At 37.0% G+C, this 20,668-nt stretch carries 17 protein-coding genes; 7 read left to right on the plus strand and 10 right to left on the minus strand.

What is annotated here, in order from left to right:
* The first annotated feature begins 264 nt into the window (after positions 1 to 264).
* The 3 genes from CRO54_RS19515 (at position 265) to CRO54_RS19525 (ending at position 3,338) form a co-directional block, all read left to right on the plus strand.
* Positions 265 to 1,584, plus strand: a complete 1,320-nt coding sequence (locus CRO54_RS19515; protein WP_097133750.1) for a PQQ-dependent sugar dehydrogenase — start codon at positions 265 to 267, stop codon at positions 1,582 to 1,584.
* 592 nt (positions 1,585 to 2,176) lie between these two features.
* A complete protein-coding gene (pnuC, locus tag CRO54_RS19520) occupies positions 2,177 to 2,818 on the plus strand; it encodes a nicotinamide riboside transporter PnuC (protein WP_097133751.1) in 642 nt (213 codons plus the stop codon).
* Positions 2,793 to 3,338 (plus strand): AAA family ATPase, encoded by a 546-nt coding sequence (locus CRO54_RS19525; protein ID WP_262710550.1) that lies wholly within the window; start codon positions 2,793 to 2,795, stop codon positions 3,336 to 3,338. Before pnuC ends, CRO54_RS19525 begins: the two co-directional genes overlap by 26 nt.
* Before the next feature lie 82 nt (positions 3,339 to 3,420).
* Here CRO54_RS19525 and CRO54_RS19530 read toward each other — a convergent pair whose 3' ends face one another.
* From CRO54_RS19530 to CRO54_RS19565, 8 genes are all read right to left on the minus strand, one after another.
* Positions 3,421 to 4,716 (minus strand): inorganic phosphate transporter, encoded by a 1,296-nt coding sequence (locus CRO54_RS19530; RefSeq protein ID WP_097133752.1) that lies wholly within the window; start codon positions 4,714 to 4,716, stop codon positions 3,421 to 3,423.
* Positions 4,717 to 4,722: 6 nt separating this feature from the next.
* The gene (locus CRO54_RS19535; RefSeq protein WP_097133753.1) at positions 4,723 to 5,364 is read right to left on the minus strand and encodes a DUF47 domain-containing protein; all 642 of its coding nucleotides are present in this window, start codon (positions 5,362 to 5,364) and stop codon (positions 4,723 to 4,725) included.
* A gap of 146 nt (positions 5,365 to 5,510) precedes the next feature.
* The gene (locus CRO54_RS19540) at positions 5,511 to 6,563 is read right to left on the minus strand and encodes a sensor histidine kinase (RefSeq protein WP_097133754.1); all 1,053 of its coding nucleotides are present in this window, start codon (positions 6,561 to 6,563) and stop codon (positions 5,511 to 5,513) included.
* A 262-nt stretch (positions 6,564 to 6,825) separates the two neighbouring features.
* Positions 6,826 to 7,581, minus strand: coding sequence for a TIGR03915 family putative DNA repair protein (locus CRO54_RS19545; protein WP_097133755.1), 756 nt, complete (start codon positions 7,579 to 7,581; stop codon positions 6,826 to 6,828).
* An 80-nt stretch (positions 7,582 to 7,661) separates the two neighbouring features.
* Positions 7,662 to 8,918, minus strand: a complete 1,257-nt coding sequence (locus CRO54_RS19550; RefSeq protein WP_097133756.1) for a putative DNA modification/repair radical SAM protein — start codon at positions 8,916 to 8,918, stop codon at positions 7,662 to 7,664.
* A gap of 49 nt (positions 8,919 to 8,967) precedes the next feature.
* Positions 8,968 to 9,615, minus strand: a complete 648-nt coding sequence (locus CRO54_RS19555; RefSeq protein ID WP_097133757.1) for an HD domain-containing protein — start codon at positions 9,613 to 9,615, stop codon at positions 8,968 to 8,970.
* Positions 9,616 to 9,765: 150 nt separating this feature from the next.
* The gene (locus tag CRO54_RS19560) at positions 9,766 to 9,996 is read right to left on the minus strand and encodes a helix-turn-helix domain-containing protein (RefSeq protein WP_097133813.1); all 231 of its coding nucleotides are present in this window, start codon (positions 9,994 to 9,996) and stop codon (positions 9,766 to 9,768) included.
* Positions 9,997 to 10,104: 108 nt separating this feature from the next.
* On the minus strand, positions 10,105 to 11,292 hold the full coding sequence (locus CRO54_RS19565; RefSeq protein ID WP_097133758.1) for a THUMP domain-containing class I SAM-dependent RNA methyltransferase: 1,188 nt from the start codon (positions 11,290 to 11,292) through the stop codon (positions 10,105 to 10,107).
* A gap of 66 nt (positions 11,293 to 11,358) precedes the next feature.
* Here CRO54_RS19565 and CRO54_RS19570 point away from each other — a divergent pair, with 66 nt between their 5' ends.
* The 3 genes from CRO54_RS19570 (at position 11,359) to CRO54_RS19580 (ending at position 14,406) form a co-directional block, all read left to right on the plus strand.
* Positions 11,359 to 11,730, plus strand: coding sequence for a DUF3127 domain-containing protein (locus tag CRO54_RS19570; RefSeq protein ID WP_097133814.1), 372 nt, complete (start codon positions 11,359 to 11,361; stop codon positions 11,728 to 11,730).
* A gap of 138 nt (positions 11,731 to 11,868) precedes the next feature.
* Positions 11,869 to 13,704, plus strand: coding sequence for a sensor histidine kinase (locus CRO54_RS19575; protein ID WP_097133759.1), 1,836 nt, complete (start codon positions 11,869 to 11,871; stop codon positions 13,702 to 13,704).
* A gap of 9 nt (positions 13,705 to 13,713) precedes the next feature.
* Positions 13,714 to 14,406: a response regulator transcription factor gene (locus tag CRO54_RS19580; RefSeq protein ID WP_097133760.1), complete on the plus strand. Its 693-nt coding sequence runs from the start codon at positions 13,714 to 13,716 to the stop codon at positions 14,404 to 14,406.
* A gap of 120 nt (positions 14,407 to 14,526) precedes the next feature.
* Here CRO54_RS19580 and CRO54_RS19585 read toward each other — a convergent pair whose 3' ends face one another.
* Together CRO54_RS19585 and CRO54_RS19590 are read right to left on the minus strand one after the other, a co-directional pair.
* The gene (locus tag CRO54_RS19585) at positions 14,527 to 15,309 is read right to left on the minus strand and encodes a GLPGLI family protein (protein ID WP_097133761.1); all 783 of its coding nucleotides are present in this window, start codon (positions 15,307 to 15,309) and stop codon (positions 14,527 to 14,529) included.
* Positions 15,310 to 15,325: 16 nt separating this feature from the next.
* On the minus strand, positions 15,326 to 18,106 hold the full coding sequence (locus CRO54_RS19590; RefSeq protein WP_097133762.1) for an outer membrane beta-barrel family protein: 2,781 nt from the start codon (positions 18,104 to 18,106) through the stop codon (positions 15,326 to 15,328).
* Positions 18,107 to 18,307: 201 nt separating this feature from the next.
* Between CRO54_RS19590 and CRO54_RS19595 the strand changes: the two genes are divergently transcribed.
* Positions 18,308 to 20,596 (plus strand): helix-turn-helix domain-containing protein, encoded by a 2,289-nt coding sequence (locus CRO54_RS19595; RefSeq protein WP_171047934.1) that lies wholly within the window; start codon positions 18,308 to 18,310, stop codon positions 20,594 to 20,596.
* Positions 20,597 to 20,668: the final 72 nt, after the last annotated feature.

Here is a 20,668-nt window from a genome sequence, read left to right on the forward strand (position 1 = left end):
AAAAAAAGTCTAAAGTGATAGTCTAACTGACCGATAGCTGGGAGAGTTCCTCTTGCTATAAATGAAAATCCCAACTTCTCTGTCGGGATGCAAAGATACAATTTGCCGCTCAATTTTTGGATGATTATTTTAAAATATATTGAAGCTTTTAAAACCTCCATTATTCAATATAGTGCTAGATGTTTTAATGTAGTGCAATAGGACGAAAACAACTTGTTGTTGTAGCTGTTTAGATAAGCAGTGTTTAATCTAAAAAGAGATAATATGAAAATAAAATACTTAGGGCTTTTGGCAATGTCTGCTTCGCTTTTCGCCGCTTGTAATAGTGCTAACAAATCAGATAAAACGGCTGATACGGTGCATGCTACTACAGATGTAGATACTTTAAATCTTCCAGCGCCAGATACCACGGCATCAAAAAATAATTTTAGCAAGGTAATAGATTGGCCCGCTAACAAAATGCCAATTGCACCAGAGGGATTTGTAGTCAGCAAGTTTGCAGAGGGAATGAAAAGCCCTAGGAATATTGTTGTTGCTCCTAATGGCGATATTTTAGTGGCGCTTTCTAATTCTGAGCGTAGCACAAAAGAAGCCATTGCCAATGCCATTTCTGGTAAAGCTAAATCTGAAGTAGGCGGCAAGAGTGTGAATACCATTATGCTTTTTAGGGATAGTAACCAAGATGGTAAACCTGATTTAACTAGCACTTTTCTTTCAGGCCTAAATCAGCCTTATGGAATGGCTTTTATTGGAGATTCGTTTTATGTAGCTAATACAGATGGTTTGTGGATGTTTCCTTATAAATCTGGCGATACGAAAATCACTGGTGCAGGAAAGAAAATTGTGAGCTTACCAGCTGGCGGCTACAATAACCATTGGACTAGAAATCTGTTGGTGAGCAAAGCGAAAGATAAAATCTACATTTCGGTTGGTTCGGGTAGTAATGTTGGAGAAAATGGAATGGAGCACGAAGTAAGAAGAGCTGCGATTTTGGAAGTAAACCCAGATGGTACTACAGAAAGAACTTTTGCAAGCGGTCTGCGTAATCCAGTTGGGATGGATTGGGCACCAACTACCAATATGTTATGGACTGCCGTAAATGAAAGAGATGGTTTAGGAGATGAGTTAGTGCCGGATTATATTACCAGCGTTAAAGATGGCGGATTTTATGGATGGCCTTATGCTTATTTTGGTCAGCACGAAGACCCAAGGTTGAAAGGTGTAAATCCGGAATTGGTGAAGAAAACCTTAGTGCCTGATGTAGCCCTTGGTTCTCATACGGCTTCCCTAGGTTTGGCATTCTATACCAACAATAAATTTCCAGCTAAATATCAGGGTGGTGCCTTTATTGGTCAGCATGGTTCATGGAATAGGTCTCAATTAACTGGATATAAAGTTGCTTTTGTGCCATTTAAAGATGGCAAGCCAACTGGCCCAATGCAAGATTTTTTAACGGGCTTTATTGCTGATGCTTCAAAAAGCGAAGTTTATGGCAGGCCAGTGGGGGTGGCCGTAACACCAGATGGGGCATTGCTTGTTGCAGATGACGTAAGTGGAGTGATTTGGCGTATTTCGACTAAATGAAGCAGTATAACTAATTGATTGTTAGTTATTTATTTTATTTGTCTGTTTTATTGTACAGTGTATGTTTTACAGGCCTATAGTTAGAATAGTAAACGACGTTCATTGACTTAATATCATGCCATCATTACTAAAATAAAAAATAGCATAGTGTGATTTAAACACCAACTAGGGCAATAAAGGTCATGTTTACGTCATGAAACCTCTCTTTTAAAATTATTGGCAGAAATGTTGTAATAAAAGAAAACAATTGAAGTTAATTAGATGTTGTTGTTACAGATTGGATGATTGATACAACAGTTAAAATAAAAATTTTGATCTAAAGCATCCTCGAAAGAGGGTATTCTTCATAAATAGTTTGTTTGGTTTATTTTCCGGTAGGGGTTGTTCCCTACCGGATTTCTTTTTTATAGACCTTTTTTGGTTAGCCACAGATGCACAGATATCCCCTGTTAATGTTTGATTCCCTTTAAATTAGTGGTTAAAAATTGTAATAGTATAATACGTATTACTTGAGATTAACAAATAAAATCTGTGCATCCCGAAAATCGGGACAAGTACTGTGCTAAAAACAAATTACCGCTATATTTGATCAATGGTTTTACTCGAAGCCGCCGCTATTTGGCAACAATTAATTCAGCAACTTCAACAAACTTCTTGGTTAGAGTGGTTTGGCTTTATCAGTACCATTGCCTGTATTTATTTGGCGGCAAAGGAAAACATATGGAATTGGCCCATTTCTATATTAAGTATTGTCATTAGCGCCATTTTGTATTTTGAGAGCCATTTGTTTGGTGATTTTGCCTTGCAGTTCTATTTTCTGTTTACTGCTTTTTATGGTTGGTGGTTTTGGCTAAAGAAAAAAAAGGAGAACGAAAAACCCATAGTCCGGATTAAATCTCAAGATTGGATGATGATAGTAGGCATTGTCGCATTGCTTACCTTGGTTCTTGGATATTTATTGGATAAATATACACCAACAAACGTACCTTATGAAGATGGTTTTTGTACCGCAGTTAGTTTGGTGGCTCAAATTATGCTCACCAGAAAAATACTAGAGAATTGGATTTTATGGATTATTGTAGACATCTGCTACGTTCCATTGTTAATATATAAGAACCTCAATGTGTATGCAATTTTATATGCAGTTTTGGTAGTTATAGCTGTAAAAGGCTATTTAGATTGGAGAAAAACTTATCGTGGACAAAAGCGTGGAGAGCACTATAAAACAAATTAAGAAAATAGCCATTGTGGGGCCAGAAAGTACTGGGAAATCAACAATGGCTACATTGTTGGCGAAATACTACCTAGTACCTTGGGTGCCAGAATATGCCCGTTATTATTGTGAAGAATTAACAGAGCCTTGCACATTGCAAGACGAGACAAACATGTTTCATGGACAGTATGCATTAGAGCAGTCGGTGCTGGCAATGACCGAAACGGATTTTATTATTTGCGATACCACTTTTTTAACGGTGAAGATTTGGAGTGATGCTTTTTTTGGAGAAACACCCCAAATTGTATTGAATGCACTAAAGAAAAATCCTTACGATTTCTATGTGCTGTTAGATATTGATTTGCCTTGGCAGGATGATCCTTTGAGAGATTTTCCCAACCAACGTGAACATTTTATGGAGGTTTGGCACAAGGAATTGAAAGCACTGGGAGCAAACTATAAAGTTGTGTCCGGAGTAGGAGAAGAGCGATTTAAAAATGCGGTAGAAGCTATAGATGAATTTTTGCTAGCAACTGTTTAAGTTTTTTCGCATTGAAGTAGTGTATAAAAATGAAAAGGCGGTTAATCAATTAACCGCCTTTTCATTTTTATGTCTAATTTCCTTAAATAAATAAGGCAAGAATGTAATATAATATTGCTGCTAGGGCTGCCGAAACTGGGATAGTTAAAACCCAAGCCCAAACCAATTTAACTGTTACTCCCCATTTTACTGCAGAGGTACCTTTGGTTAAACCAGAACCAATAATAGATCCTGTAATGGTATGAGTTGTACTTACTGGAATTTTTAAGTGTTCTGTAAAGTAAAGCGTCAACGCACCTGCAGTCTCTGCAGTTACACCTTCAAATGGAGTTACTTTCGTGATTTTTGAGCCCATCGTTTTAACGATTTTCCAACCACCACTTAAAGTACCAACAGAGATAGCAGTATAACAAGCTAATGGAATCCAAGGTGGCATATGAGCTGCAATTTCTTCGCCATTAGCACCCTTACTAGGCAGTACTACGTGCAACCACTCCGGCATGCTTTCCATGGTAACGCCGCTTTGATGTACATAAACTAATACCGCTGCAGCAATAATACCCATTACCTTCTGCGAATCATTACCTCCATGACCTAAACTGAAAGCAGCAGAAGACAACAACTGCATTTTTCGAAGCCATTTTGTAGATTGGTGATGGCTCAAGAAACTGAATATTAAGCAGAATGAGCTAATCGTTAATACAATAAATGCTACTAAAAACCATTTGATGTTGTGAGATTCGAATACCACGCTCCAAAATTCAGACTCGAAACGAGGTTTAAGAATCTTGTCGTAAGGAACCATCTGGAAATACACAAACACAATTGTTGCAATCATCAGCGAAAGCGTAAAAACCTTTGGCCAAATGCTTTTCTTGGCCGAATGTAATAGCCATGCCGAAATTGCATAAGAAACAATTGCTCCAATAAGTGGTGCTAATACAATGAAGCCAACAATCACTAAAACACCAGACGGCATTTCTCCTGCCTTGCCTTCTTTGTACCAATTTACAACGTCCATGCCCGCATGGGCAACGGCAGCACCAGCAAAACCACCAATTAAGGTATGTGAAGAACTTGAAGGAATACCGAACCACCAAGTTAATAAATTCCATATAATGGCGGCAATAACCCCCGCTAAGATAACGGTCAGGTTAATTTCCATGGTATTGGCTGTCTTGGCAACGGTATCGGCAACGCCAAAACCAAATACCCAATAAGCCAAAAAGTTGAAAAATGCAGCCCATACCACAGCTTGGAAAGGTGTAAGTACTTTCGTAGCTACGATGGTTGCAATTGCATTAGCCGCATCATGAAAACCATTGATGTAATCAAAGATGAGCGCTAAAACAATAATTAGAATAAGTATCGTAAACATAGTGAATTACGCGTTTTTAACTAAGATAGATTCTAGCACATTTGCCGCATCTTCACATTTATCTGTAGCAATTTCTAAGGTTTGTAACACCTCCTTTTGCTTAATCAGTTCTATTGCATTAGTTTCAAATTCAAACAAGCGGGCAATAGCTAAGTTACAAGTGTAGTCAGCTTGGTTTTCTGCGCTATTGATTCTTACACAGGCATCTGCAATGATTCTGATGTTTTTAAAGCTTCTTAATTCTTTGATAGCTTTTTCAAGATCGGTACACATTTCAACTAATAACTCGGCCAGTTTTACCATTGGTTCGCCAATGTTGGTTACGTTGTAAAGTTCAATGTTTCCTGCCGATGCGTGAATGTAATCAGCGATATCGTCAATAGCACTAGCTAAAGAGTGGATGTCTTCTCTGTCGAAAGGTGTAATGAAGTTCTTGCTCAACTCGATAAAAATCGTGTGGGTAATGTCATCACCTACATGCTCAAGGCGTTCTACCTCTTTAATGGCCTCTTTTCTTTTTTCGATATCATCTGCAGTTACCACTACTAAAAGGGTCTCTGCAATTTTCCTAACATTGCTTCCTGCTTGTTCAAATAAAGGCTGGAATTTTTTGTCTTTAGGTGTAAAGAAGCTAAATATATTGCTCATACTCGTATTTAAATATGATGCAAAAGTAAAACCGCAATGTTAAGTTAATGTTAACTTTCGAGACAATTTTACGTGATTGTTAAGTGTTAACGAATTGTAGACAAGCGAAATGCCCTCCATTATGGTTAAATGGCTAAAACCAAGGATTATTTTTTACCGTAGTTCAACAAAGGTTCGTTGTTTTTTTGCAGCGTAAAGGCAAAGGTGGTACCAATATTGGGTGTACTACGTACCGAAATGGTTTGTTGGTGTGCTTCTAAAATATGTTTCACAATGGCTAAACCTAAGCCGGTGCCTCCTTCTTTTCTAGAACGATGAGAATCTATCCTGTAGAAACGTTCAAATAAACGAGGTAAGTGTTTTTCCTCAATTCCCATTCCGTCATCTGTAACTTCAATGAGGTATTGGTCGTGCAGTTCAAAAGTTTTAATAGATGTAGAACCATTTTCTCTTCCATATTTAATGGAGTTTTGAATGAGGTTCATCATTACCTGTCTAATTTTTTCACGATCGGCGTAAACCATGGTTGGAGCAGTGTATTTATCCTTGAAAATTAGCTTTGTTTTATTGGTAAGTGCTTTGTCTTCCAAAATTTCCATCACTTCCTTAACTAAAGGCACAAAGTCAAAACGTTGGTAGTTGATAGGAATTTCACCAGTTTCAAGTTTAGAAATAGAATCTAAATCATTAATCAGGTAGCTTAATCGCTCAATGTTATTCTCTGCTTTCTTTAAAAATTTAATCGCCATTTCTGGGTCGTCAACAATGCAATCTTGCAAAGTTTCTACATAACCCTGTATCGCAAATAATGGCGTTTTAAACTCGTGAGATACATTCGAAAGAAATTCTCTTCTAAATTGTTCCTGTTTTTTAAGCAATTCGATCTCTTTCTTCTTGGCTCCAGCCCATTCTTCAACTTCCTGCTGTACATCATTGATAGGGTCTGAGCTCACATATTCGCCAAGTGCTTCTTTTAAATCCTTACCTAATTTTAAGCTGTGTATTTGCTTGTATATCAGTTTGATTTTACTATAGATATATCTTTCTAATAAATAATAAAATACCAAAAAGCTTGTACCAAATGAAACGCCGAATGAAATTAACAAATAGTACCAGCTTTGTTGAAAATGATAATTAACCAAGCCAATAGATAAGCCTACTGCAAGCGCTGTAATAAAAACCAGTACACTAAATTTCATCTTATTTTTTTAAGTTGCCAATGTTAGATGAGAACTCGGCACGAGGGTTTGTTGTTGATATCGTTCGTGTCTCGGTTTCATATTGCTAAATTACAGCTAATAAGTTAAGATAATGTTAACTATTAAGTTATAATTTTAAATCACATATACACCTAGGATATTCTAGGTTTTGTAGGATTAATCTACAAGTTCTAACTACAACCTAATGGAAATTTCTTTTATCCAATTTTAATACTAGAACCCACTATGTTTCTATGTGGTTTTATAACTTTTCTGTAAGGTATTTCCAATAGCGCTTAGGTACGTGCTTAGTGTGTAATTTGGTGTTTTTACGAGCAACAATGTTAGTGCTTTTGAAATAGTCCTTCCACAAATCTGCATATAATGTTTCTTGCTCGTCTAGCATATGCTGATTTGATTTTTTTAATAAACTAACATCGATATCCATTTCAATTTCTTCTACCGTTTCTAGGTTATAGAAAACGCCATAATGTCTTTTGATGTCGTAAATAATCCACTGCTGGTCTGCATAACGGTTTTTAAAATGGTTAATCAGTAAAGGAATTACATTAAAATCTGGGTCTATCCCGCAATAAAAGAAACCATCAGCTGTTTTTTGAAAACGGATAAAAGCTTCCATTCTATGCTTTTCTCGTTCTACTTTTCTGGCGGTTTGTGCCATACTTAGCACTTGCGCATTGCCATAGTTCTTTTCTGCACCTGCCGGATGTTGGAATAGGTAAATGCAAAAATCAAAAACGTCTTGGTGTATTTCTGGTTTCTCTGAAAGATAGGAGCAATACACCCTGCGCATCCAATCTCGGCCCAGTCGTGTGGTCAGTCCTTTCCAAACCCGATCTGCTTTTGTTCGGTCAGTTAAAATCTCAAAAGATTTGCTAAAAGCATCTGGCTGATGTCTTTCTTTAGCTATGATTTTAGTTAATCCAGGTTTTCTTTCAAACCACTCAAATACCGAAGTAAGTATGCCTTCTAAACTGCCATCGAAAATGTAAATCATATGATTTTTTTTGAACCATTAAGAAGTGAAGAGGTTTAAGTATGTATTGCTTTTTCTTAAATCCTTCATGTTTAAATAGTTTAAAACAATAATAATTGCTCGTTAGGCGTCTTCAAATATTTGCTCTGACTTTCGGCCAAAATAAATCCCTTAATCTGTACTGCCTGAAAATCTTTCAGTTGATAAGGCGTATCTACACAAGTAATAAAATGTTTGGCTCTATTGTAAGCAATTCCAATCTTCTTCAATTGGTGGATATATAGCTTGCCGAATTTCCTTGCTTGTACAATTTTTTGTGCTGAACCTACACCAATACCTGGCACACGTAAAATCATTTGATAATCTGCAGTATTGATATCGATAGGGAAGTGGTGCATATTGCGCAAAGCCCAACTTAACTTAGGGTCAATGTCGGTGTCTAGATGCGGATTGGCATCGTTCAATAATTCACGGACATCGAAGCCATAAAATCGCATCAGCCAATCGGTTTGATAAAGTCTGTTTTCCCTTAGCAATGGTGGCTGCGTACCTAAAATTGGCATTCTGCTGTCATTGCTAATTGGAATATATCCCGAATAATAAACACGTTTTAACGAAAAGCTTTTGTAGAAATTGGCAGCGGTGTACATAATTTCTTTATCCGTTTCTGGCGTAGCACCAATTACCATTTGCGTGCTTTGTCCGGCAGGTACAAATTTGGGAACACTTTTGATAAGCTTTTTTTCTTCCTTAAACTGGATGATTTGATTTTTTACAAATCCCAGCGGCTTAATCACATCTTGATGACTTTTTTCTGGAGCTAAAAGTTTTAATCCAGTTTCTGTGGGCATTTCTAGATTAATGCTCATCCTATCGGCATAAAGGCCCGCTTCGGTAATGAGTTCGTCACTTGCGCCTGGAATAGTTTTGAGGTGGATGTAGCCATTGTAATTTTGTTCCAATCTCAGCTTTTTAACTACGCGGAGTAATCTTTCCATCGTAAAATCAGCATTTTTGAAAATACCCGAGCTTAAGAAAAGTCCCTCGATGTAGTTTCTTCTATAAAAGTTCATGGTAAGCTCCACCACCTCATCTACGGTAAATGCAGCACGCTCAATGTCGTTACTGCGACGAGAAACGCAATAAGCACAATCGAAAATGCAATGGTTAGTGAGTAGGATTTTAAGTAAAGAAACACATCGTCCATCTTCTGTATAGGTATGGCAAATGCCAGATTTGTGTCCGTTACCTACACCTTTATTGGTGTTTTTCCTGTCGCTACCACTCGATGAGCAGGAAACATCATACTTTGCTGCATCAGCTAATATGTTTAGCTTATCTCTTAATCTCTCAGACATATCAAACTATTTTACTAACAAATATAGTAAAATAGCTAATATTTTTAGTTTATTTTTTGCCTTCCCATTCTGCGTAGAATTGGTCAAGGTAGCTAAGCATAAAATCGTGGCGTTGTTGTGCCATTGTTTTTCCTGTTTGCGTTTTCATTAAATCTTTTAACAACAATAGTTTTTCGTAGAAGTGATTAATGGTAGGGGCGGTCGTATTTTTATACTCCTCTTTGGTCATCTGTAATTTTGGCTTAATTTCAGGATCATGAAGTACTCGGTTTTTAAAACCACCGTAGGTGAAAGCCCTAGCAATTCCAATTGCTCCTATAGCATCTAAGCGATCAGCGTCTTGCACTACGTTTAATTCCTTAGAGGAATAAGTAATTTCTCCAAAACTAGCTTTAAATGATAGGTTTTTTATAATCAGTTTTACTTCGTTTATGATTTCTGGTTGTACGTCAATACTTGCTAAAAAATCTCCAGCTTTTTGCGGCCCAATTTCTTCGTCGCCACCATTAAACTTACTGTCGGCAATGTCATGCAGCAAAGCCGCTAATGCTACAATAAGTGTATCGGCATTTTCAGTTTTATTGATGGTTTTTGCTGTTTTGTAAACTCGTTCAATATGGAACCAATCGTGCCCTGCTTCGGCATCGGCTAGAGTGGTTTTAACAAAGTTGATGGTTTGATTGATGATATCCTGCATTGGGCAAAGTTAGGGGATATCTTTTACTTGCGGTGATGAAAATTGGGGAAAATGTATCCCTAGGATATAATTGTCTGGATACTAAACAAAAAAAAGATGCTCGATTTTAGGTTATCGAGCATCTGGAATTGCTATGCGTTCTTGTAACTTTTAGTGTCTTTTTGAAGCTAGTAATTCATAGGTGTCTACATCAAGTAGTTTGGCGATGTGGAAAAGTCTGTCGAGAGTGATTTTGCTGTATCCTAACTCAATTTTGCTGTAAGCGTTTTGAGAAATGCCAATTTTAGTGGCTAAATACTCCTGCGAAAAATTCTTGTACTCTCGCACTTTTCTAATGCGTAAAGCGATGCGTTGCATCTCTTTTCTGTAAGTTTCGTTCATCATGTTGGTAGTTAATGTACTTAAAGCTAGTCAAATATTTTGCCAACCACAAGTTTCATTTATAGAACCAATACGATTACAACCACAGTGTTTAAGAATTATTTTTCGCTAGCGATTAGGGCGCTCACTATCTGGTCTTCTGCTGCCATCATATAGCTCATATTCCAGCATTCTGCAGTCTAGTTTACCATTATAAAACTCTATTTTTTTATCGGCTTTTAGCCCGATTTTTTTAGCTAAGTCAGGATTTCCTGTAAAAATATACCCATGATAACCTTTGCACTTGGTTTTCATAAAATCGCCCATGCGTTTGTAGGTTAATTCTAGCTTACTGTGTGTACCTAGTCTTTCTCCGTATTCTGGGTTAAAAATTACCACACCTTTGCCGTCTTCTGGTACATGTGTTTCTGCGAAATCACAAACTTCAAATTGAATAATTTGGTCCACACCAGCAGTTTTTGCATTTCTTCTACTTACTTCCACGGCATCCTCAGAAAGGTCGGTAGCAATAATTTGTAGGTCTATGTTTTTAATAACCTGGTCTTTTAATATCCTGCGCTCTGCGAAAAATACCTCTTCATCATAACCTATAATATGCATAAAGCCATAATTCATGCGATATAGACCTGGTCTACGGTTGGTAGCTAAAAGTGCCGCCTCAATAGCTAAGGTTCCAGAGCCACACATAGGGTTAACGAAAGGAGATTTTCTATCCCATTTAGTTGCCAAAACAGAACTTGCAGCAAGTGCTTCGAGCATTGGTGCTTTACCCGGAATTTTTCTATATCCGTGCTTGCTTAATGTCTCTCCACTGGTGTCAATAAAAATATCTGCATCGTTATCTTTCCAATATAAATGTACTACCGCTTTATTCGCATCAGATCCCGTATTAGGACGTATTCCTTTTTTATCTTTGATTCTATCTACTATTGCATCCTTTACTTTCAAATTAGCAAATAGGGGAGTAGTAATAAATGGGTTATCTACATTAGAGGTTACAGAGAAATAGCCCGAAAAATCAAGCAGTTCTTCCCACTCCATAGCTACCAAAGCGCTGTAAAGCTCTTCTGGGTTTTTTGCGTTGAAACTTTTTAAGCTGTATAAAACCTGACTTGCACAACGCAGGTTGAGGTTAAGTTTAATACACTCGTTAAGGGTAATGTTAAGTTCTAGCCCTGTAGGAAAAGCCCTTACTATATCATAACCTAATTCTTCTACTTCTGCTTGCAGGTAAGATGATAGTCTTTTATTGCAGGTAATAATTACCTTACTCTTGGTGTGGAAAACTTGTGTCATATGATTTGCGAAGTTATCAATAAAAATATAGAGATTTGGATGGAAGAGAAATATTATAGTACAGACATGGAAATTAAAGGTAAAGTGCACGAAATTGGTGCAGCACAGCAAGTAAGTGAAACGTTTAAAAAACGTGATTTGATTATTGAGTATGCAGAAAATCCTACTTATCCAGAATATATCAGATTTGAAGCATTACAAGACAAAACAGCTTTACTTGATAATTTGAAAGCTGGAGACGAAGTAGAGGTTTCATTTAACTTACGTGGTCGTCCTTGGACAAATAAAGATGGCGTAACTTCTTACTTTAACAGTTTAGTAGTATGGCGTATCACTGCATTGGCTAATACAGCGGGCGCTCCTGCAGCAGCTCCTCAATATGCAGCACCTGCTGATGTAAGTACAGCAGCGGGCGAAGATGACGATTTGCCATTTTAACATCGCTTTTTAAGGAAACACTTTATAATTTTAAGAGCCCTGATGTAAAATCGGGGCTTTTTGCGTTAATGTACTGTTAAAAAGTGTTAAAGAATAGACACATTACTCGCGGTCTTCGCTATTTTTGAAATAGTTGCGATGAAAAAGAAGAGCCTTTGGATAATTACTGCATTAATGACCTTTGCGTTGTTGGGCGTTTTTGTAATGCAAATGTATTACATTAGAGAGTCTTACAATTTGAAATCGCAGCTGTTTGAGCAGAATGTAAACCAAGCATTAAGTTCTGTTGTAAACAAGATTCAGAAAACGAATGTAATTAGTCGTATCAACAAAAAAGATTTTGAGTTTAAGGAACTGAAAGGCCGAAATATCAGAATGCAAACGGATAGTATTGTTGCTTTCCAGATTAAGCATAAAGAGAGCCAGGCATTAAGAAGACTTAAACAACGACAACAAGTTCTAGATTATTTAGGCATTCAAGACAGTTTGATTAGAGATAATTTTGCATCACCAGAAATTATATCTGAAGAAGATTTTGTAATCTTATCTAATCCAACTCCCAATGATAAAAACCCATTGAAACTTAATGTAGATGACATTAAAGGGCCAAATGGTGTGCTAATAAGTCGTAGGGTTATTCCTTCCTTTTTCAGAAAACGTGCTGTTTTAAATATCAATAGACTGCCCGATACCATTCGATATTTGGCTTTTGACCGAGTAACAGGCCTGCCCCAATTTATAAACTTACCCAGTATTGATCCTGAGTTGAGATATAAATTTAAGATGGAGGATGCTAAAATTGAATATAAGTATAAGACAGAACTAGAAAGGCTTTACGCAGATACTGCCATTGTTTATAATGCGGGTAATGTAAGCTTGCTGCAGGATGTGGCAAAAGAAATGGCCAACAAAGATATTCCTTTAGAAGAAAGGATGCCGAGCCAGGAACATTTGGATACCTTAATTAAAAGAGAACTGCTCAGCAAAAACATCGACTTGGATTACAATTATTGGGTAAAGCCATCTAATCACAAAGGGAAGGTAATCTATCAAAATGTTTCTTTGCCTAACGGCGATGTTTTGCCAAAAAACACCTTCCAGAAAGTAATTTTTGGCAACGATTTAATGATCAAAGATCCGGGGATGTTGTATTTGAGCTTTCCAAATAAGAACTCTTTGATATTTAACAACATGTTTGTCACCTTGTCTTCTTCTGTTGGGCTGTTGTTAGTACTTATTTCGATTTTTGCTTATACCATTTATGCCATTATCCGCCAGAAAAAACTTTCGGAGATGAAGACAGATTTCATCAACAACATGACTCACGAGTTTAAAACACCTGTGGCTACCATCATGATTGCTAGCGAGGCTTTGAAGGATCCTGATTTAACGCCAGACAAGGCGAGGGTAAATCGCTTGGCAGGTATTATTTATGATGAAAATGTGCGTTTGGGGAGCCATATTGAGCGGGTACTGAACGTCGCAAAATTAGATAATAAAGAACTTAAATTAGAACGAAATCCGGTAGCGGTGAACGATTTGATTTCTTTGGTGGTAGATAGTATGAACCTGCAGTTACAGAAGAAAGATACCGAACTAATCTTAGCTTTAGATGCGGACCCAGATGTGGTAATTGGTGATGAACTGCATCTTTCGAACATGATTTACAATTTGATTGATAACGCAAATAAATATAGTCCTGAAACTCCTAAAATCACTATTAAAACAAAAAACCAAGCCAATGGAATTTGTATTGAAGTGAGTGATGAAGGTATAGGGATGACCAAAGAACAAACTAAAAGAATATTTGATCAGTTTTATAGAGTGCCTACCGGAAACTTACATGATGTGAAGGGCTTTGGATTGGGACTAAGCTATGTAAACGATATCATAAAACAAATGAACGGTTCTGTTAAGGTAAATAGCGAGAAAGATAAGGGAACCACATTTGTAATTCATTTACCATTTAATTAAGCATACATTATGAAGAAAATATTGTTGGTTGAAGATGATCCGAATTTGGGTTTATTGTTGCAAGACTACCTACAAATCAAAGGTAATTTTGAGGTAGTTTTGTGTACTGATGGCGAGGAAGGTTTAAAGGCTTTCGGCAAACAGCAATTCGATATTTGTATACTGGATGTAATGATGCCAAAGAAAGATGGTTTTACTTTGGGGAAGGAAATTAGACAATCTGACCCGCATGTGCCGATTATTTTTGCCACTGCTAAATCTATGATGGAAGATAAAGCTTCTGCCTATGATTTGGGTGGCGATGATTATATTACTAAACCTTTTAGAATCGAAGAGCTTTTACTTCGTATCAATGCCTTATTAAAGAGGGTTTCTTCTGCGCAAACCGTACAGGAAGAAGAACCTAAGCAGTTCGAAATAGGAGATTATATTTTCGATTACACTACTCAATTGGTTCACTTTAATGGTTCACAACAAAAGCTATCTACCAAAGAAGCTGAGTTGTTACGTTTACTGTGTTTAAAGAAAAATAGTGTGCTGACTAGGGAAGAAGCGTTGATCCATATTTGGCATGACGATAATTACTTTAACGGCCGTAGTATGGATGTATTTTTAAGCAAGCTACGTAAATATTTAAAGGAAGATCCAAAGGTAGAAATTATCAATGTTCACGGAAAAGGATATAAGTTGGTGGTGAATTGAGTATGATGAACTGATTAATTGTTTATTCGGTTAATCGTTTATTGTGAAATAGTAAAAAAAAATCGGTTAACTGCTAGTCAAAGTAATTAGCCGATTTTTCAGTTTAAACAATTAACCTTGTTACATCATTGCCCATTTAAAGGTTTGGTGTGCCGATTTTCCCCAGCTTTTCAACGCCCCTTTTAAAATATCGTACAACTGTTTATTGTTCACTGCTTTTCCCTTAGTCGGGATTTTTAGTTTATCCTCGCCAACTGAAGCATCAGTTACTGAAGTTGCAAACCAGGTAACATGGTCGTGAGGTAAAGCTAGCCCTAAAATCATTCCCGGTAATCCGCTAAAAGACTCTGGGCCTCCACTTACTGCAATCTCTTCTGAATAGAATGCCACCACATAAACAGAATCCATTACTAAAGCGTTAGCTCTACGACAATTGTAGCCAGCAATATTTCTAAACTCGTCGGTAATTTTCCAGTTTATTTTTCTTGTACTATCACTTAGCAAATAGGTTTCGTCGTAAACTTTCTTTTGTGTTTTACTGGTGCCAGTTTTTAAATCGGTTAAAATTTTATTGGCTTGCTGAAATTCTATCATACTAGAAAACCAATTGCTAGAAGCCACAATAGCTTCTTCTTCGGGTATAAATGCAGTAGTCTCGTTAGAAAAAAACAGTTTGCTTTTAGCGGTTTTAAACTGAGGATTATTTTTTTGGTAGTTTTCAAAAACTGGAGTATAATAGCTTGCGTCGCCCCAAATTTTAATCTGATCTTTGATTAAGGCGTAAGCATTTACACGCTTTTCGTATTCAATAGTACCTTGAGTAACAAAACGAGCATTTTGTGCACTTGAACTAAAAGTTGCGAGCAACAAATATGTAATTACGATATATTTTAAAGTCTTCATTTCTTAGAGAATTAAATTAGTTTGCTTTTGGAGTTCCGCCGCCCATTTTGTTAAAATCCCAAATAAGTGAGAACATGAAATAGCGGCTGATATTGTTGTAGCTAGTTTGCGTTATCGAATTTGAAGAAGCAAACCTTCTGAAACCGACATTTTGTTTTAATAAGTCATTTGCACTCAGCATAAATTTCAAGCTTTCTTGTTTAAAAAATGCCTTGGTGATTGATGCATTGATTACAAAACGGTCGAAACTATTATCAAAAGCATCAGAACTTGGTTGGTAGGTATATTCTCCGTTAGCGCTTAAGCTAATCTTCTTTGGAAGCTTTATGCTGCCGTCCATGTATCCGGTATATCCCCATCCCTTGTTTGAACTGCTTGCCAGCGAAGATTCCTGCGAGTTATAGCTAGGTCCAAACGAGACATAAAAGTTAGTTTTCTCATCGTATTTGCTTAGGTTAACAGCAGGATTAAGAGAAAGGCTTTTCGTTTTATTTAAAATATCATTGGCGTAGTTATACTGTGTGGCACCATTAAAATTTAAATTCAAACCTCCATTGATGTCTCCTAGAAATTTAAGTTTTCTGTTGAAGCCAGCATATGCATAATAGTTATAAGGGAGTTCGTCTTGAAGGTTAACCGCCTTAAAAATAGTTCTGCTGCCAATAATGTAATTGTTGTTTACAATTTGGTTGCTGGTGAAATTTACACCACCACTCACATAAAAATTCTGGTTGGTAATTATTTTATAAGTGTTGTACCTAAAGCTAATTCTATTGGTATAAGATGGAGTCAATTGGTCATTACCCTGAAACTCGTTATTTGGGTCATCGTTGGTTCTGATAGGTTGCAACTGGGTAACCGAAGGTTGTGTAGTTGTACCACTATAATTTATACTAATTGATTTTTGAGCGGAAAACTTGTATTGGTACATGGCCTGTGGTAACCAGTTGATGAAGTTTCTTTGAAAACTCTGGTTGCTTAGCAGTTCCTTTTGATCGAAATTGATAAAGCTGGTTTTTGTACCGAAGTTAATTACTGTTTTTCCTTTTTTATAGTTGAAAATTGCACCTACTTGATTCACTAACTGGTCTGACTCAAAATCATTACTATAGTCTAGGTTCAGTTGGTCATATACACCCACTCCATTATTATCGTAAGTTCTCCTGTCCGCATTGTTGGTAGTATAAGTTAAGCCGTAGTTAAGTAACAGGTTAAAGAATTTAGTTATCGGCTCGTTGTAAGTGATATTTGAAGAAAGCCTGTTGGTAACCACATCATTGTCTCTAAACTGATCCGTTACCTCATGACGGTCAAAAAGTCCATCATCATCAAAAAGTTCGTTATCTGCAAAGAGATAACCTGTGCTATTGTTTTTGTTATACGCCTGACTTAAACTTACCGAGTAGTTTCTGCCAATTTTTTTCAATTTTTTGGTATAGAAAGCACTTAAGTTAAATAATTGTTGCTTGCTATCGTTACTTGTATTCCTTTCAGAATTATATACACTTAAAACTTCATTCTTTTTTCTTTGAGATTTTGTGATCACATCACTTTGTGCATTTTTCAAAGTACCATCAATTACTATTTTTAAGTTTGATGTAGTGTCTAGCTTTACGTTATAAGTAGCATCAATCTTTTGTCTAAACATATCATTTTCGGTAGTTGCATCTGTATTGGTGTTTAAGATTTGATCTGGAAAACTAGTTTGATCTAACGTATTCTTTCTTATTTTTACTTTAAGCGCCCCAGCCTTATAGTTGGTGTTCAGGGAGTGTTTGTCTTTATTCCATTTATTTTCATAATGTATGCCGCCGTTATGAGCTGTCGGAATCCCTTCGCCCCAATACTGCCCTCCAGCATCTAAGTCGTCTCCGCCAGACATAAACATCATTCCATCATCGGTAACTTCCATGTTGCTATTAGCCCCGAACTTACCGGCATCTTCCCAACCTAAACCAGTTTTTCCAGTATTACTAGAAGTGAAATAAGCCGCAATTTTTTCTTTGTTTTTAAACTTGTTGATCATGGCCTGTATCTGATAGAAATCATCAGTTCCATAACCTACGTCAACTTTGCCGAAATAACCTTGCTTCTTATCTTCTTTCAACATAATGTTTAAGGTCTGCTTTTTCTGGCCATCATCAACACCTGTAAATGCCGCTTGGTCGCTTGCTTTCTCAAATAGTTGTACTTTGTCAACCATATCAGCTCTTAGGTTTTTGGTTACCAAAGTAGGGTCGTCTCCAAAAAACTCCTCGCCATCAACTAATACCTTTTCAACGGTTTTACCTTGAGCAGTAATTTTCCCCTGAGCATCAACAGTTACCCCTGGAAACTTTTTCAGCAAATCTTCTACTCGGTCGTTAGGTTGTATTTTATAGGCAGAAGCATTAAATTCTGTGGTATCGCCTTTAATTTTAATGGCAGCCGCTTGGCCTTTAATGATAACCTCGTTTAATAATTTAGCCTTGGTTTTCATATCGATTACTTTAAAATCTACCGTGTTGTTAGTAGCATCGATACTGAATTTATTTACAAAATCTGCATATTCTGGATAAGTAACCAAGAGGATAAAATTTCCATTTTTGAGATTCTGGAAACCGAAATTTCCATCTTGAGCTGCCCTAGTAAATTTGTAAAGTGTAGAATCTTTAGCATTTAGCAAGCTAACGGTAGCATTTTTTAGCTTAGCATTTGAGGAGAGATCTGCAATTACACCTTTAACAGAGCTGGTTTGTGCAAATGCAGCACAGGTAATTAGCATAAATGCCATTACGGTGAGTAACGTTCTTTTCATCTTAATAGTTTGGTACCTTACTAAAATATAAAACTAAATCTTTAGTTTAAATTGTTTTAACACTTTTAACGTTTATTAACAGTGTTGTTACGAAGTATAGGTTGTGAAGAAAAAGTTGAATAGTAAATAATAAGGTTATTTTTGTAAATAAGATAGGAGAGTTGTGCTTAACTTTCTTAACATTTACGAACACGAACTGATTTGGAAGAACACGAACATCTGCAACCTGCCGAACTAGCTGCGAAATTTGTTAATCAAACTTCGAGACACATTTTCTTGACCGGAAAAGCGGGCACAGGAAAGACTACCTTTTTGCGGAACATTATAGCCAGAACTCATAAAAAGGCAGTAATTGTTGCGCCAACTGGTATTGCTGCTATTAATGCGTCTGGGGTTACCATACACTCCTTGTTTCAGCTGCCGTTTGGAACTTTTGTGCCACGCATTACACCAGACCAAAACTTGCCATCGGGAGTGCCTTATAATACCCCAAAAAGTTTGGTAAAGCATTTAAGCATGAATGCGATAAAGCGTAGAATTTTACTAGACATGGAGCTGTTGGTGATAGATGAGGTGAGTATGCTCCGTGCAGATTTGCTAGATGCTATAGACTTCGTTTTACGTTATGTGAGAAGGAATAATGAGTTTTTTGGTGGAGTTCAGGTGCTTTTTATTGGCGACTTATATCAGTTGCCGCCAGTAGTTAGAAACCAAGAACAGGAAATTTTAGGGAAATTTTACCAGAGTGCTTTCTTTTTTGATGCACTTTGTTTGAAAGCGAATCCGCCAATTTATATAGAGCTAGATAAAATTTACAGACAGGCAGACGAAACGTTTATTAGCCTGCTCAATAATTTACGAAATAACGTAGCTACGGAAGAAGACATCGCCCTACTGAAAAGTCATTACCAAGAAAACTACAAGCCCAATTTAAACGATAATTACATTACACTTACTACACACAATAGTAAAGCTGATGGGATGAACCGTAGCAGTTTGAAAGAACTGAAAGGAAAATCTTACTTCTATAACGCTACGGTTGAAAAGGAATTTGCCGAAAGTGCTTATCCGATAGAGAAAACTTTGGAACTAAAAATTGGTGCACAAGTAATGTTTATTAAAAACGATCCCAAAGGCGAACAGCGCTTTTTTAACGGAAAGTTGGCGGTAGTTACTGATTTACGTGATGATTACATCGAGGTTTTGCCAGAGGGAAATAAATACCCAATTAGCCTAGAGCAATACGCTTGGAAAAACATCAGATATACCACCAACAAACATACTAACGAGATTGAAGAAGAGGAGATAGGAACGTTTACCCAATATCCACTGAAACTGGCTTGGGCCATTACGGTGCATAAAAGTCAAGGTTTAACTTTTGATAAAGCGATTGTAGACATTGGTGATGCTTTTGCTCCAGGGCAAATCTATGTAGCGCTATCGCGATTGCGCTCTATCGATGGTTTGATATTGACATCACACCTAAATAATAGAGGAATGAAAGCCGACCAAAATGTGGCTTACTATTCACGTACCAAAGACCAGCAAGAGAGTTTACTTACACAAATTACCAAAGAAGCTGATGCTTTTTTAAAGCAGTCATTGCTACAGGCTTTCAATTTTACTTTGTTGGATAATTTTGTCTACGAGCATGTGTTTAGTTATAGTAAGGATGAGAAGCGTTCGGTAAAACAGACCCATTTGGCTTGGGCAGTAAAACTACAACAGGAATTAATGGCGGCAAAAGTTCATGCGGATAAGTTTTTAAAACAAATTGACCGTCTTTTGGTGTTGGGACAGACTGCAGATTTGGAAACGTTGATTACTCGAACTGAAGCTGCAAGTAATTATTTTACACCTATTTTGGTAGCTCAAAGTAATGCTGTTTTCGAGCATATCGAAGTAGTAAAAGAGCAGAAGCAAACCAAAGAATACCTTCATGAGCTGATTGATTTGGAAGCGATGTTTTACGAGCAGTTTAAAAAAATTGTTCGTGCTAAGGCAATGCTTGGAGCAAAAGTAGAAGGTGTAGAAATTAGTAAAGATGATTTAAATCAACTTTATGGTCTTTCTAAACGTGAAGAGCAAATGAAAAAAACCTACAGTTTGCCTAACAAAGAAGAGTTGGAGCGAACAGGAGGGGAAGCTAAGCCGAGGGCCAAAAAGAAAACGGAAAAGGAAAAAACGCCAAAAGTAGATACGAAGGAAGTGACGCTTGCCTTATTTAATGAAGGCAAAACGCCAACCGAAATTGCAGCTGAAAGGAAAATGACCAAAGGAACAATTGAGGGGCATTTGGCGCATTACATTGTGCAGAATCAAATTAGTGCAGATAAAGTGATTGCTAAACATAAGTTAGAAGTTTTGTTGAAAGCTATTCGAGAGATTAAAAGCATTAAGCTTAACGAAATCCGCGACCATGTAGGGAAGTCGTTTGATTTTGGAGAGATAAAGATTGCGATTGCCGCTTTTATGGCGGAGGGAGAGTAGAAGTCCCACCCAGTCTCCCCAAGGGGAGGAGTTGCAAAGCGCTATAAACAATATGCCGTCATTTCGACGATA

Source organism: Pedobacter xixiisoli (assembly GCF_900215335.1).
Taxonomy (GTDB): domain Bacteria; phylum Bacteroidota; class Bacteroidia; order Sphingobacteriales; family Sphingobacteriaceae; genus Pedobacter; species Pedobacter xixiisoli.